The organism is Streptomyces sp. NPDC096339, assembly GCF_044762985.1.
In the GTDB taxonomy this organism is placed as follows: domain Bacteria; phylum Actinomycetota; class Actinomycetes; order Streptomycetales; family Streptomycetaceae; genus Streptomyces.
Genome location: NZ_JBIWFI010000045.1, coordinates 55584 through 69764, shown reverse-complemented (window position 1 = coordinate 69764; position 14181 = coordinate 55584). Strand labels below are relative to the sequence as shown.

Here is a 14181-nt window from a genome sequence, read left to right as displayed (position 1 = left end):
AAGGAACGGACGCTTCCTTTGTACTCACCCTCTCGGGCTTTCCTCCGGGCTTTCGTTCTGCTGTCTTGCGTTTCCGACTCTATCAGACTCTTTCGTGTCCGACTTCCTCGGTGCTTTCCAGGTCTTCGCTTTCGCGTTTCCCTTTCCGGCGAGTCCGACTCTATCAGAAGTTTTCCACCGGATTTACCGGCTTCGGATTCCTGAATAAGGAGACGGCTGTGCCCCGCTCGAATTCTATTTCGAAGTGGGGGCGAGAGAGATTGTGAACCATCGCTGCCGAACTTGTCCAGTTCGAGGCAACCGTTAGAATCTACCTCCCCATCGCGGATGTGTCAACACCCGCTCCGGGACCTGAGGAGACTAGCAGCTCAGCGGGGTCCGGCGCACATCAGGCCGCGGTCGGGAGAGTCGCCGTCTGGTCGGCGGCCTCCACGTCGCCCGTCTCGCCCTCGCGGGAGGCCCTGCCGCCCAGTACGAACACGTAGACCAGGAAGGCCGCCTCGGCCACGACCCCGATGGTGATGCGGGCCCAGGTGGGGAGGCCGGACGGGGTGACGAAGCCTTCGATCAGGCCCGAGACGAACAGGACCACCGCCAGGCCGATGGCCATGCCGAGTGCGGCGCGGCCCTGTTCCGCGAGGGCCGTGCGGCGGGTGCGCGGGCCCGGGTCGATGACCGTCCACCCCAGGCGCAGGCCCATGCCCGCGGCGACGAAGACCGCGGTCAGTTCGAGGAGGCCGTGCGGGAGGATCAGGCCGAGGAACACGTCGAGGCGGCCGGCGGAGGCCATCAGGCCGAGGCCCACGCCGAGGTTCACCATGTTCACGTAGAGGATCCCCAGGACCGGGAGTCCCAGGAAGGCGCCCAGGACCAGGCAGATCGCCGCGGCCTTGGCGTTGTTCGTCCACACCTGGGCGGCGAAGGAGGCCGCGGGGTGGCTGGAGTAGTAGGTCTCGTACTCACCGCCCGGCTGAGTCATCTCCTTCAGGAACTCCGGGGTGCCGATGGCTGCCTGGACCTCGGGGTGCGTGGCTATCCACCAGCCGATGAGCACGCCGACCGCCGTCGAGATCAGTGCGGTCGGGATCCACCAGCGGCGGCTTCGGTAGACCGCCGCCGGGAAGCCCGCCGTGAAGAAGAGGGCCGCGTCGCGCCAGCCGGCGCGCCGGGTGCCGGTCACCGTGGCGCGGGCGCGGGCGACCAGCTGCGTCAGGCGGCCCGTGAGCATGGGGTCGGGGGCGCTGGACTGGACGAGGGAGAGGTGCGTCGACGCGCGCTGGTAGAGCGCGACGAGCTCGTCGGCCTCGGCACCGGTCAGATGGCGGCCCCGGCCGAGGAGCTGTTCCAGGCGGTCCCATTCCGCGCGGTGTGCCGTCACGAAGACGTCGAGATCCATACGGTTGCCGCTCCCCTGCCCCTGGTCCCCTGACACTGCCTGTTCCTCGTGTGGTTCAGCTTGGCAGACTGGACGTCCGTGGGGTTGGGGCAGGTCACGTGAAAGGTGCTGCGGTGAGCGATCTGGTGACGGGGGACGCGGTGGTCCTGGGGCTCCGGCCCGCGCGGGTGCCGAGCCGGGCGCTGGCCATCGTCCTCGACCTGCTCGTGTACTTCGTCGGGTACACGGTGATCACGATCGGGCTGGTCTACTCGACCGCCTCCCTCGACGAGGCCGCGCGGGCCGCCGTGATGGTGGCGAGTTTCGTGCTGGTGCTGGTGGGCGTACCGATCGCGATCGAGACGCTGAGCCACGGGCGGTCGCTGGGCAAGCTCGCCTGCGGGCTGCGGGTGGTGCGGGACGACGGCGGGCCGATCCGCTTCCGGCACGCGCTGGTCCGGGGGGCCATGGGCGTGGTCGAGCTGCTGGCGACCTTCGGGTCCGTGGCGTGCATCGCCTCGCTGGTGTCGGCGCGGGGGCGGCGGCTCGGCGACGTCTTCGCGGGGACGCTGGTGATACGCGAGCGGGTGCCGGCGGCGCGGGTGATGCCGGTGCCTCCGCCGCCGCCGTGGCTGGCGGGGCGGTTCGCCGGGCTGGACCTCTCGGCGGTGCCGGAGGGGCTGTGGATGGCGATACGCCAGTACCTGACGCGGATGAACCAACTGGACCCGCAGGTGGGGGCCGCGATGGCGGCACGACTCGCGAACGATCTCGTCGCGCGGACCGGCGCGCCCGCGCCGGCCGGGGTGCCGGCCGCGGCGTTCCTGATGGCCGTGGTGCACGAGCGGCAGTCCCGGGACGCCGCGAAGGCGTTCCGGCCGGCTGGTCCCGTGCCGGTGGCGATGCCCGGGGCCGGGCCCGTGCCGGCTCCCGTGCCCGGGCCGGCGCCCATGCATGGGCCCGGGCCCATGCCCATGCCCGGGCCTGTTGTCGCTCCCGCGCCCGTGGCTCCCGTGGCGCCCGTCGAGGTGCGGGCTCCGCGGACCGGCGGGTTCGCGCCGCCCGCCTAGTCGTCGCTCTCGTACGAGTCGAACGTCGAGGGCGGGGTCTCCAGGTGTTCGAGTTCGATGCCGGGGGCCGAGAGGACCACGTCCCCGGCGATGTGGATCGTGTGGACCTCGCCGGTGTCCAGGGCGCTGACCTGGTACTCGTCCACCAGCAGCGGGCCGCTGTCCGTCGGGTGCTCCTCGCGCCGCAGCAGTGCCCACGCCTGGTCGACCGTACGGGGCGCCAGGACCGGGTCCGTGAGCGCGACGAGGCGGACACGAGTGGCCGGCGCGCCGGGGGCCAGGCGCAGCAATCTGGCCGTGGCGATGAGGAAGGCCGGTGAGGTGCCGGTGAAGCCGGGGGCGCGCACGTTGCCCTCGGTGGCCTCGGTTCCGGTGGGGTCGGTGCGGACCCAGGTGACGCCGTCGATGGCGGCGCCGCGGACCTGCCAGCTCGCGGCGTTCAGTTCGAGGCGGATGGGGCGGCCGAGTTCGTCGATGGCCAGGTCGACGGAACCCCGGTGATCGCCGTCCGGGGCGGTGAGCTGGGAAACGTAGCGCCAGCCGGAGGGGCCCGGAGCGCAGTGGAAGTGCTCCTCGCCCAAGGGGGCGTGGTCGTGCGGGTCGTGGAGCGAATAGCGGCCGCGGGGCATGGTGCGCACACTTCTGTCGGGACTGGGACGTATGGGGCAGGCCCCCGGCACGCGTGCCGGGGGCCTGCTTCACATTCTGCTTGCTGCCGCTGCTCGGATCAGTAGCGGTAGTGGTCCGGCTTGTACGGGCCCTCGACCTTGACGCCGATGTAGGCGGCCTGCTCGGGGCGCAGGGTGGTGAGCTTGACGCCGAGGGCGTCGAGGTGGAGGCGGGCGACCTTCTCGTCGAGGTGCTTGGGCAGCACGTAGACGTCGGTCGGGTACTCCTCCGGCTTGGTGAAGAGCTCGATCTGGGCCAGGGTCTGGTCCGCGAAGGAGTTCGACATCACGAAGGACGGGTGGCCGGTCGCGTTGCCCAGGTTGAGGAGACGGCCCTCGGAGAGCACGATCAGGACCTTGCCGTCGGGGAAGGTCCAGGTGTGGACCTGCGGCTTGACCTCGTCCTTGACGATGCCCTCGACCTTGGCCAGACCGGCCATGTCGATCTCGTTGTCGAAGTGGCCGATGTTGCCCACGATCGCCTGGTGCTTCATCTTGGCCATGTCGGCGGCCATGATGATGTCCTTGTTGCCCGTGGTCGTGATGAAGATGTCGGCCGTCTCGACGACGTCGTCCAGCGTGGCGACCTGGTAGCCGTCCATCGCCGCCTGCAGGGCGCAGATCGGGTCGATCTCGGTCACGATGACGCGCGCGCCCTGACCGCGCAGCGACTCGGCGCAGCCCTTGCCGACGTCGCCGTAGCCGAAGACGACCGCGACCTTGCCGCCGATGAGGACGTCGGTGGCGCGGTTGATGCCGTCGATCAGGGAGTGGCGGCAGCCGTACTTGTTGTCGAACTTCGACTTCGTCACGGCGTCGTTCACGTTGATCGCCGGGAAGAGCAGGTCGCCCGACTGCATCATCTCGTAGAGGCGGTGGACACCGGTGGTGGTCTCCTCCGTCACGCCGCGGATCTCGGACGCGAGCTGGGTCCACTTCTGGGGGGACTCGGCGAGCGTGCGGTTGAGCAGCTGGAGGATGTAGCCGTACTCCTCGGAGTCCGCGGTGGACGGGTCCGGGGCGGAGCCGGCCTTCTCGAACTCGACGCCCTTGTGGACGAGGAGGGTGGCGTCACCACCGTCGTCGAGGATCATGTTCGGGCCGCCGGTGGGGGTGTTCGGCCAGGTCAGCGCCTGCTCCGTGCACCACCAGTACTCCTCCAGCGTCTCGCCCTTCCAGGCGAAGACGGGGACGCCCTGCGGGTTCTCCGGGGTGCCGTTCGGGCCCACCGCGATGGCGGCGGCCGCGTGGTCCTGGGTGGAGAAGATGTTGCAGGAGGCCCAGCGGACGTCGGCGCCGAGGGCGACGAGGGTCTCGATGAGCACGGCCGTCTGCACGGTCATGTGCAGGGAGCCGGTGATACGGGCGCCGGCCAGCGGCTGCGACGCCGCGTACTCCCGCCGGATCGACATCAGACCGGGCATCTCGTGCTCGGCCAGGGTGATCTCCTTGCGGCCGAAGGCGGCGAGGGAGAGGTCTGCGACCTTGAAGTCCATGGGTGCTGCTCCTCATGGTTCGAGAGGGTGGGTACGGCTGGGCCGTGCGCCGGCCGGATGAAGACATGGCGGCACACCGAGCACAGTCCGTCGGGGGTCCTCTCTCCCCTCGGCCGGCCTCTCGGACCGCCCGACCGCCATCAGCAGCGACGCCTGACACTGATGACGAATCTACACCGATCAACCGAGCGGGCCCCAGTCGACCGGGAAGCAAGTCCGCCCGGGATTCAGGCCTTCCGGCGGGCTCGTTCAGGGCCTTTCGGACTTTTGATCCACCCCTTGTGCCGGGCAGGATTTCGATGGATCGGTTAGGTACGCGCGATCCCGTGGACCCCTGGCGTGAGGAGATTCCAGTGACCAGTCCGGCAGGCCCTCCCCCCGGCGGAGGGCAGGAGCGATTGAAGCTGCTCGCCGTCACCGCGTGCCCCACGGGGATCGCGCACACGTACATGGCCGCGGAGAAGCTCCAGCAGGCCGCCGACCGTCTGGGCATCGGCATGAAGGTGGAGACCCAGGGCTCCATCGGCGCCGAGAACGTGCTCTCTGACAACGATGTCAAAGAGGCGGACGGCATCATCATCGCCGCCGACAAGGAGGTCGACCGCGAGCGTTTCGTCGGGAAGCGGGTCCTGTCCACCGGTGTCGCGGACGGCATCCACCGGCCCGAGGAGCTGATCGAGCGCGTGCGGAGCGCGCCGGTGCAGGGCGGAACGGCCGCGGTCGGGGGCGGGGGCGGAGCTGCTGACGGCGGCGGCGGCAGGGAGCGCAGTGCCGCGTACAAGGCGCTGATGAACGGCGTCTCGCACATGATCCCGTTCGTGGTGGTGGGCGGTCTGCTGCTCGCCGTCTCGATCGCGCTCGGCGGGCACACCACGTCCAAGGGCATCGAGTTCGACCAGGGCTCGTTCTGGTTCTACGTCAACGCCCTCGGCGGGCTCGGCTTCAAGCTGATGCTGCCGATCTTCTCCGGCTACATCGCCTACGCGCTCGGCGACCGGCCCGCGCTCGTACCCGGCATGATCGGCGGGTTCCTGGCCGCCGATGCCGTGACCATCTACGGGGCGGAGGCCAACGCGGGCTTCCTGGGGGCGATCGCGACCGGTTTCCTGGCGGGTTACCTGGTCGTGTGGATCAAGAAGGTCAAGGTCCCGAAGTTCGTCCAGCCGATCATGCCGATCATCGTGATTCCGATCCTGTCGACGCTGGCCCTCGGCCTGGTCTACATCTACGTGATCGGCCGGCCCATCTCCTGGCTCTTCACGCACCTGACCGGCTGGCTGAACGGGATGACCGGGTCCAGCGCGATCGTGCTGGGCGCGCTCATCGGCCTGATGATCGCCTTCGACATGGGCGGCCCGGTCAACAAGACGGCCTTCCTCGTCGCGGTGGGCCTCATCGGCACCAACAACACGGTCATGGGCATGGCCGCCGCCGCGATCCCGGTCATGCCGCTGGGCCAGGGCCTGGCGACGCTGCTGCGCCGCAGGCTGTACGGCGAGCAGGAGCGGGAGACGGGTATCGCCGCGCTGTTCATGGGCTTCTTCGGCATCTCGGAAGGTGCCATTCCATTCGCCGCCGCCCGGCCCGCTCAGGTCATTCCGGCGAACATGCTCGGTGGTGCGGTGGCCGGTGCGATCGCCGGTGTGGCCGGGGTCGAGGACTCGGTGCCGCACGGCGGTCCGATCGTCGCGCTGTTCGGTGCGATCAGCGGTGTCGGGATGTTCTTCGTCGCGATCGCGGCCGGTGTGCTCGTCACGGCGCTGACCACCAACGCGCTGATCGGCTTCAAGCAGCGCGGGAAGGGCCGCCCCGCCCCGCAGGCCCCTGCGGTGCTCGCGCCGGTGCCGGTGCGGGTTCCGCAGCCGCAGCAGGAGCCGATGCCGGTGCCGGCCGGTGTGGCCGTGGGCGCGGGCGCCGGAGCCGGAGCCGGAGCCGGTACGGCCGTGTCGGCTCCGGCCGCCCAGCCGGAGGTGCTCTCCGGGTACCTGACCGGGCAGACGGTGAAGACCGAACTGGTCTCGGACTCGAAGGAGGCCGCGATCCGCGAGATGGCGCAGATGCTGGCCACCACCGGCAACGTCCGGGACGTGGACGAGCTCGTACGGGTCGCGCTCGCGCGGGAGGCGCAGGGTACGACCGGTCTCGGCGAGTCCATCGCGATCCCGCACGCCAAGACGGACGCGGTGAGCCGGCCCACCGTGGGCTTCGCCCGCTCGGCCGAGGGCATCGAGTGGGGCTCGCTGGACGGGACGAAGGCGCGGCTGGTGTTCATGATCTCGGTGCCGGAGGCCTCGGCCGGTGACGAGCACCTGCGGATCCTCGCGCTGCTGTCGCGCAAGCTGATGGATACCGGCTTCCGCGAGCGGCTGCGGTCGGCGCCGGACGAGTCGGCCGTCCTGGACGTGCTGCGCGAGATCCGTTAGCCGCCCCCGGCGTGGCCGGGGCCCGCGCGCGGGTACGCGACCCGGCCGCCGCGCGGATCCGGCCAGACCATATCCTTCCGGCCATTCGTACTGCTGGGAGGGGTTGGGGATTCGTGGCACACAGGCCCGGGCGCAAACGGGGCATCTGCGCGATCGTCTTGCTGGTGGTGGGCGCCACGCTGATCGGCGGCCCGATCGCGTTCATGCTGAGCAGGTTCACCGCGACGCACGCGGCCGGCGACAACATGCGGCCCACGCTCGTCCCCGGGGACCTCGTCGTCCTTCGCAAGGACACGTCCGAGGTCCGGCGCGGCGATGTGGTGACCTACGACCCCTCCGGCTGGGGGCTGGCGGGCCCGTTCCTCGGACGCGTGGTGGCGGTGGGAGGCGACCGCATCTCCTACAAGCCGGGGGACGGAGCCGTGACCCTCAACGGGCGGCCACTCGACGAGCCCTACGCCCTGAACGGCGCCCCCGGGGCAGGTGGGGTGCCCTTCGACGTCACGGTGCCGCAGGGCCGGGTCTTCATCCTCGGTGACAATCGCGGCAACTCCGCGGACTCCCGCTTCCACCCGGACAGCGACAAGGGGACGTTGCCGGTGTCGGCCCTGACCGGGGTCGAAGAGGACCAGGAGAGCCCTCTGTCCCTCGGGCTCGGTCTGGCCGTCTTCGCCGGGGTGTGCCTCCTGCCCGTGGGCATCGGGCTCGGGATCGCCGCCCTGGTGGTGCGGAGGCGGAGGCCCGCAGCACCGCAGCTGCAGCCCGTATGGGGTGCCACGAGCGTCGAACCGCCGCACGGTGACCGGCCGTAGGGACGGCAGCAGTACCGGAAGGCCCCCGCGAACCACTGTTCGCGGGGGCCTTCCGGTAGTCCTGGTGCTATTCGGCGGCGGCCGGAGCCCGGTAGATGTCCGGCTCCAGGTAGATGACGCGGGCGATCGGCACCGCCTCGCGGATGCGGGCCTCCGCGGCGTCGATGGCCCGGGCCACCTCGGTCGCGGTGTCGTCGTGCTGGACCGCGATCTTGGCGGCGACCAGCAGCTCCTCCGGGCCGAGGTGCAGGGTGCGCATGTGGATCAGGCCGGTGACGGTCTCGCCGTCGACGACCGCGGCCTTGATCTTCTCGACCTGGTCCGTCCCGGCCGCCTCGCCGAGCAGCAGCGACTTGGTCTCCACGGCCAGGACGATGGCGATGACGATCAGCAGGATGCCGATGCACAGGGTGCCGATGCCGTCCCAGACGCCGTTGCCGGTGGCGAGGGCGAGTCCGACGCCGCCCAGGGCCAGGACCAGGCCGACGAGCGCGCCGAAGTCCTCCAGCAGGACCACGGGCAGCTCGGGGGCCTTGGCGCGCCTGATGAAATCGGTCCACGACAGCTTGCCGCGGAGCTCGTTCGACTCCTTGATGGCGGTGCGGAAGGAGAAGGACTCCGCGATGATCGCGAAGACCAGCACGCCGATCGGCCAGTACCAGGCCTCGATCGGGTGCGGGTGCTTGATCTTCTCGTAGCCCTCGTAGAGGGCGAACATGCCACCGACCGAGAACAGGATGATGGAGACGAGGAAGGCGTAGATGTAGCGCTCGCGCCCGTACCCGAAGGGGTGTTGGGGGGTCGCCTCGCGCTGGGCCTTCTTCCCGCCGAGGAGGAGCAGCCCCTGGTTTCCGGAGTCGGCCAGGGAGTGGACGCTTTCAGCGAGCATCGACGAGGAGCCGCTGAAGAGGAATGCCACGAATTTGGACACGGCGATGGCGAGGTTGGCGGCGAGTGCCGCCACGATCGCCTTGGTACCGCCCGACGCGCTCATGGGTGCTGGATGTCCTTCCTGGCGACTGATATCGGCCGCACATTCTTGCAGCCGCCGGTACGGACGCTACGTCAGACCAGGACGGTGGCCCGGAAAATCGTGCCGGCTCCGGACAGTTCGACCTTTTCGCCCGCCGGTACGAAGACCGACTCACCCGGCGCCAGGGCCAGTTCGCCGGCCCGTGGCGAGCCCGCCGTGCAGAGCAGGATCTGCGGGGCTCCCTCCGGGAGCGCCCGGGAGGCGCCGCCGGGGGCGAGGACGAGGCGGGAGAGGCGGAATTCGTCGATGGGAACCTCGTAGACCTCCTCGCCGTCGCCCTCCGGGCGCAGCACGTTCGGGTCTCCCGGCTCGAAGTTCGTGATCTTCAGCAGTTCAGGTACGTCCACGTGCTTGGGGGTGAGTCCGGCGCGCAGCACGTTGTCGGAGTTGGCGAGCAGCTCGACCCCGAGGCCTTCGATGTAGGCGTGCGGGACGCCCGCGCCGAGGAACACGGCCTCGCCGGGCTGGAGTCGGAAATGGTTGAGGAGCATGGCGGCGACGACGCCCGGATCGCCCGGGAAGTGGTGGACGAGGGAGGCGTACGGGGCGTAGCGGCCGCCGAGGCGGTCCACGGCCGCCTCGACCTCGGCGACGGTACGGGCCATCTCGGCGCGGTCCGCGGTCAGTACGGCGGTGAGGACCTCGCGCAGGGCCGCTTCCTCGGGGTGGGCGTGCAGCAGGTCCACGTACGGCTTGAGGCTGTCCACGCCCAGGCCGTCGATGAGTTCGGCGGCCTCCAGGGGCGTGCGGAAGCCCAGCAGCCCTTGGAACGGGGTGAGCGCGCAGATCATCTCGGGCTTGTGGTTGGGGTCCTTGTAGTTGCGGTGGCCCGCGTCCACGGGGACCCCGAGGCGCTCCTCCTCCGCGAACCCGGCCTCGGCCTGGGCGAGGTCGGGGTGCACCTGGAGGGAGAGGGGGGAGCCGGCGGCGAGGAGCTTGAGGAGGAAGGGCAGCCGCGGGCCGAACCTGGCGACGGTGGCGGGGCCCAGTTCGGCCTCGGGATCGGCGGCGATGACGTCCGAGAGGGCCTGCTCGCCGTCCCCTCGGTCGAGGCGGGAGGGCGCGCCGGGGTGGGCTCCCATCCACATCTCGGCCTGCGGCTCACCGGTGGGGTCGACCCCGAGGAGCTGGGGAATGGCGGTGGTCGATCCCCAGGCGTAGGGGCGGATCGTGTTGGTCAGGCGGTCCATCGTCGTCTTCCTGAAATAGAGCCGGGCACCGTTGTGCGTCTCAGCTGTGACCCTCGGAAGCCAACGCCAGGTAGGCGGTGGCGAAATCCGTGACGGCTAGGAGTTCGGCGAGCTGCTCCAGCTCTCCGCCCTCCTCCGGTTCGAGCTCGCTGATGGCCGTGTCGTGGCTGAGGGCGAGCTCGCGTGCGGCGGGGGCGGCGGTGAGGCCGCCGGCCGGCCGGTCACGCAGCAGGACGACCCGGGCGCGGAGAGCCTGCGGCTCCTCGACCCGGTCACGGAAGAAGTCATCGGGATCGGCGCCGGCGGCGAACGCTCCGGCCAGCAGGACACCGTGGGCGGGCAGGGCTTCGGGGAGCGCGGCGGACAGCGCGGGGCGTCCGGCGAGCTCGGCGAGGGTGGCGGCGAAGCGGCGGCCCGCGGGGCCGGCTCCGGCGCCCTCGCTCCAGATGAGCGGGAGGGAGTCGGCCAGTTCCGCGGCGAGGGTCTTGGCCGGGTTGGAGTACGTGGCGATGGCGGGCCCGCAGCGTTCGGCGGTGCGGTCGAGCCGGTCGGCGACGAGCTGGAGGGTGTCCGGGGCGGCCGTGATCAGACCGACCTTGTCGAGGAGCAGCAGCAGCGGGGTGAGCAGGGCCCACAGCGCGCCGGGGCCGGCCGCGGCGGACTCGTCGTACTCCTGGTACGGGGCCTTGGCCATCGGTACGTGGAGCCCGTGCGCGCCTTCCACCGCCTCGCTCAGCGGTGAGCGCTCGGGGCCGACGGCGACGACGGTGCAGCCGCGCCGGTAGGCCTGGTCGGCGAGGACGCCCAGCCCGGGCTCGGTGCCGTCGGTGGTGGCGATGAGCAGCAGGTCGACGGGGCCGGCCCAGCCGGGCAGGGCCCAGCGCAGGGCTCCCGCGGCGTGCGCGACGCCGGTGGGGTCCAGTCGGATGACGGGTGCGGAGGCTCCGGCGAGGGCGCCCAGCAGGTCGGCGACGCCGGTTGCGGCGGTGCCGGGGCCTGCGATGAGGACCGCGCGGGGGCGGCCGTCGGGGCGGAGATCACCGAGGCCTGCCTCGGTCGCGTGCCGGGCCGCGGTGCGGACCCGGGCCCCGGCCTCGGCCGCGCCGCGGAGCAGGCCCCTGCGGTCTACGCGGGCGAGATCCTCCGGTGCGTCGAGGAGCGACTCGTCGAGCATGGCGGCCTCCTGCGGTGTTGACGCGGGTGGGGTCGGGCGCCGGCCGTCCGGCCGACCTTCTGTCAGGCGGGGCGGCGGGCCTCGTCCACGAGGAGGACCGGGATGCCGTCACGGACGGGGTAGGCGAGGCCGCAGTCCTGGCCGGTGCAGATCAGCTCGGGGGCCGTTTCGTCCGCCGACGCGTCCTGAAGGGGGGAGTGGCAGGCGGGGCAGGCGAGGATCTCCAGAAGACCGGCTTCGAGCGGCATGTGGTGCGGTTCCCTTCGGGGATGCGGATGGTTGTGCGGTCGGGCGAGGTCAGCGTACCGCCGAGTCACCTCCGGTGCGGCCTGGAGCGTGTCGGTGCGGTGCGGTGCGCCGTGCGGCGCCGTTTCCGGGGCTCCGCCCCGGACCCCGCGCCTCAAACGCCGGCGGGGCTGGATTTGCCGGCCGGGGGCTGGAAGGCGCGGGGCGGAGATCCGCGCCTGACCTCCGCCGGGGCGGAGGTCAGGCGCGGATGAGGGCGAGGACCTCGTCGCTGCGGAGGTCAGGCGCGGATCAGGGCCAGGACCTCGTCGCGGACCTTCGCCAGGGTCGCCTCGTCGCGGGCTTCCACGTTCAGGCGGAGGAGGGGTTCCGTGTTGGAGGCGCGGACGTTGAACCACCAGTCCGTCTCCGTGACGGTGAGGCCGTCCAGCTCGTCGAGGGTGATGCCCTCGCGGCCGCCGTAGGTCTCCTTGACGGCGGCCACGCGGGCGGCCTGGTCGGCGACCGTGGAGTTGATCTCGCCCGAGCCCTTGTAGCGCTCGTAGGAGGCCACCAGGTCGGACAGCGGGCCGTCCTGGCCGCCGAGGGCCGCGAGGACGTGGAGCGCGGCGAGCATGCCGGTGTCCGCGTTCCAGAAGTCCTTGAAGTAGTAGTGCGCGGAGTGCTCACCGCCGAAGATGGCGCCGGTCTTGGCCATCTCCGCCTTGATGAAGGAGTGGCCGACGCGGGTGCGGACGGGGGTGCCGCCGTTCTCGCGGACGACCTCGGGGACGGACCAGGAGGTGATCAGGTTGTGGATCACGGTGCCGGTGCCGCCGTTGCGCGCCAGCTCGCGGGCCGCGACCAGGGCGGTGATCGCGGACGGGGAGACGCCCTCGCCGCGTTCGTCGACGATGAAGCAGCGGTCGGCGTCGCCGTCGAAGGCGATGCCGAGGTCGGCGCCCTCGGCGATGACCCGGGCCTGGAGGTCGACGATGTTCTTCGGGTCGAGGGGGTTGGCCTCGTGGTTCGGGAAGGTCCCGTCCAGCTCGAAGAACATGGGGACGAGGTCCAGCGGGAGGCCCTCGAAGACGGTGGGGACGGTGTGCCCACCCATGCCGTTGCCGGCGTCGACGACGACCTTGAGCGGGCGGATCGCGCTCAGGTCGACCAGGCCGCGCAGGTGGTCGGCGTAACCGGTGAGGGTGTCCTGCTCGGTGATCGTGCCCGGGACGGTGCCCTCCGCGGCCGCGGGGGCGCCCTCGTCCGACCACTTCTCCACCAGCTCGCGGATCTGCGCGAGGCCCGTGTCCTGGCCGACCGGGGCGGCGCCCGCGCGGCACAGCTTGATGCCGTTGTACTGGGCCGGGTTGTGCGAGGCCGTGAACATGGCGCCGGGCAGGTTCAGGGAACCGGAGGCGTAGTACAGCTGGTCGGTGGAGCACAGCCCGATCAGGGTGACGTCCACGCCGCGGGCGGCCGCGCCGCGCGCGAAGGCTGCCGACAGACCCGGGGAGGAGGGCCGCATGTCATGGCCGATCACGATCGCCGTGGCAGCCGTGACCTCGACGAACGCGGCACCGAACAGTTCCGCCAGGGGCTCGTCCCACTCGTCCGGTACGACACCTCGCACGTCGTACGCCTTGACGATGTTCGAAAAATCTGCGGCCACTGCCTGCCCTCCTGAAGGTCCCGTGCGGTCCGGCCAACCTACCTTGAACCCGGAGATGCTTTTCAGATGGTCAGAGCGTCAAGAATCGGGCGATCTCAGGACGCGCAGGTGTCCGCGACGCGTCTCTCCGGTGGCCGGGCCCCCGTTCTGGCCGTGCCCGGGGCCCCCGGCACCGGCCGCGCGCTCCGGCGGGCGGGCCGCTTCGCGTACGGCGTTCGCGAGGGCTTCGAGGTCGTCGCCGCTGGGACGCGACGGCGCGGACCCGTCGGACAGGCGGACGACGTCCCAGCCGCGCGGCGCGGTCAGGCGTTCCGAGTGCTCGGCACACAGGTCGTAACAGTGGGGTTCGGCATAGGTGGCGAGCGGGCCGAGAACTGCGGTCGAATCGGCGTAGACGTACGTCAGTGTCGCGACGGCAGGGCGGCCGCACGCGGTGCGCGAACAGCGACGTACAAGGCTCACGACGTTGGACGGTACCGCACTCTTGACCGGGCCGCGACGACTCTGGCGCCGCTCGCTCCCCCGTGTCGCCCCGAGGGCTACCCTGCGGGGGTGACCGACAGCACCCTTCCTCCCCTTCCCGCGGACCCGCCCGCGGGGGTCCCGGCCGAGCCTCGCGTACGTCGGCGGGACCGGCACGGACGCGGGATGCGCGGGCCGGTGGCGCCGCCGCAGGTGCCGCTGTCGGCGAGCCGGGCGGAGCTGTTCGGGGACCTCGTACGGGATTCCGTGGAGCGGCTGGAGCGGCGCTGGCCGCAGCTCGCCGAGGTGGAGTTCCTGGTCGGTGACGTCCCGGGCCCGCCGGGCGGTCCGGACGGCGGCTGGAACGACGAGGCGGTGCCGCTGGGCGCGCTGTCGGAGCCGGCGGGCGGCAGGCCGGCCCGGATCGTGGTGTTCCGGCGGCCGGTGGAGATCCGTACGAAGACCCGGGACGAGAAGGCGCTGCTGGTCCACGAGATCGTGGTGGAGCAGGTGGCGGAGCTGCTGGGGCTTTCGCCGGAGACCGTTGATCCGCGTTACGGGCAGGACTGACCGCTGCGGCG

General features: G+C 71.3%; 13 protein-coding genes. 4 read left to right on the top strand and 9 right to left on the bottom strand.

Annotation, left to right across the window (positions count from 1 at the left end; translation table 11 throughout):
* Positions 1-388: 388 nt before the first annotated feature.
* Positions 389-1396 (bottom strand): stage II sporulation protein M, encoded by a 1008-nt coding sequence (locus tag ACIQ5Y_RS35805; protein ID WP_403890359.1) that lies wholly within the window; start codon positions 1394-1396, stop codon positions 389-391.
* A 113-nt stretch (positions 1397-1509) separates the two neighbouring features.
* Here ACIQ5Y_RS35805 and ACIQ5Y_RS35800 point away from each other — a divergent pair, with 113 nt between their 5' ends.
* Complete coding sequence (locus tag ACIQ5Y_RS35800; RefSeq protein WP_403890356.1) at positions 1510-2445, top strand: RDD family protein; 936 nt, start codon at positions 1510-1512, stop codon at positions 2443-2445.
* Here the strand turns inward: ACIQ5Y_RS35800 and ACIQ5Y_RS35795 are convergent.
* Both ACIQ5Y_RS35795 and ahcY read right to left on the bottom strand, forming a co-directional pair.
* Positions 2442-3074 carry a hypothetical protein gene (locus ACIQ5Y_RS35795; protein ID WP_403890354.1) on the bottom strand — a complete coding sequence of 211 codons (633 nt, stop codon included), beginning with the start codon at positions 3072-3074 and terminating at the stop codon, positions 2442-2444. The two genes, ACIQ5Y_RS35800 and ACIQ5Y_RS35795, sit on opposite strands and share 4 nt — an antisense overlap.
* A gap of 98 nt (positions 3075-3172) precedes the next feature.
* On the bottom strand, positions 3173-4609 hold the full coding sequence (gene ahcY, locus ACIQ5Y_RS35790) for an adenosylhomocysteinase (protein ID WP_403890351.1): 1437 nt from the start codon (positions 4607-4609) through the stop codon (positions 3173-3175).
* 353 nt (positions 4610-4962) lie between these two features.
* Between ahcY and ACIQ5Y_RS35785 the strand changes: the two genes are divergently transcribed.
* On the top strand, positions 4963-7032 hold the full coding sequence (locus ACIQ5Y_RS35785; RefSeq protein ID WP_403890348.1) for a fructose-specific PTS transporter subunit EIIC: 2070 nt from the start codon (positions 4963-4965) through the stop codon (positions 7030-7032).
* Between the two features lie 113 nt (positions 7033-7145).
* The gene (lepB, locus tag ACIQ5Y_RS35780; protein WP_403890345.1) at positions 7146-7844 is read left to right on the top strand and encodes a signal peptidase I; all 699 of its coding nucleotides are present in this window, start codon (positions 7146-7148) and stop codon (positions 7842-7844) included.
* 67 nt (positions 7845-7911) lie between these two features.
* Here lepB and ACIQ5Y_RS35775 read toward each other — a convergent pair whose 3' ends face one another.
* The 6 genes from ACIQ5Y_RS35775 to ACIQ5Y_RS35750 form a co-directional block, all read right to left on the bottom strand.
* On the bottom strand, positions 7912-8838 hold the full coding sequence (locus tag ACIQ5Y_RS35775; RefSeq protein ID WP_403890342.1) for a cation diffusion facilitator family transporter: 927 nt from the start codon (positions 8836-8838) through the stop codon (positions 7912-7914).
* Positions 8839-8909: 71 nt separating this feature from the next.
* A complete protein-coding gene (gene manA, locus ACIQ5Y_RS35770) occupies positions 8910-10067 on the bottom strand; it encodes a mannose-6-phosphate isomerase, class I (RefSeq protein WP_403890339.1) in 1158 nt (385 codons plus the stop codon).
* A 40-nt stretch (positions 10068-10107) separates the two neighbouring features.
* Positions 10108-11241, bottom strand: a complete 1134-nt coding sequence (locus ACIQ5Y_RS35765; protein ID WP_403890336.1) for an SIS domain-containing protein — start codon at positions 11239-11241, stop codon at positions 10108-10110.
* Positions 11242-11303: 62 nt separating this feature from the next.
* Positions 11304-11489: a Trm112 family protein gene (locus ACIQ5Y_RS35760; RefSeq protein WP_329384818.1), complete on the bottom strand. Its 186-nt coding sequence runs from the start codon at positions 11487-11489 to the stop codon at positions 11304-11306.
* Positions 11490-11767: 278 nt separating this feature from the next.
* Positions 11768-13138 (bottom strand): phosphomannomutase/phosphoglucomutase, encoded by a 1371-nt coding sequence (locus tag ACIQ5Y_RS35755; RefSeq protein ID WP_403890333.1) that lies wholly within the window; start codon positions 13136-13138, stop codon positions 11768-11770.
* Positions 13139-13216: 78 nt separating this feature from the next.
* Positions 13217-13600: a DUF3499 domain-containing protein gene (locus tag ACIQ5Y_RS35750; protein WP_403890331.1), complete on the bottom strand. Its 384-nt coding sequence runs from the start codon at positions 13598-13600 to the stop codon at positions 13217-13219.
* Between the two features lie 90 nt (positions 13601-13690).
* Here ACIQ5Y_RS35750 and ACIQ5Y_RS35745 point away from each other — a divergent pair, with 90 nt between their 5' ends.
* Positions 13691-14170 carry a metallopeptidase family protein gene (locus tag ACIQ5Y_RS35745; RefSeq protein ID WP_403890328.1) on the top strand — a complete coding sequence of 160 codons (480 nt, stop codon included), beginning with the start codon at positions 13691-13693 and terminating at the stop codon, positions 14168-14170.
* The last annotated feature ends 11 nt before the right edge of the window (positions 14171-14181 follow it).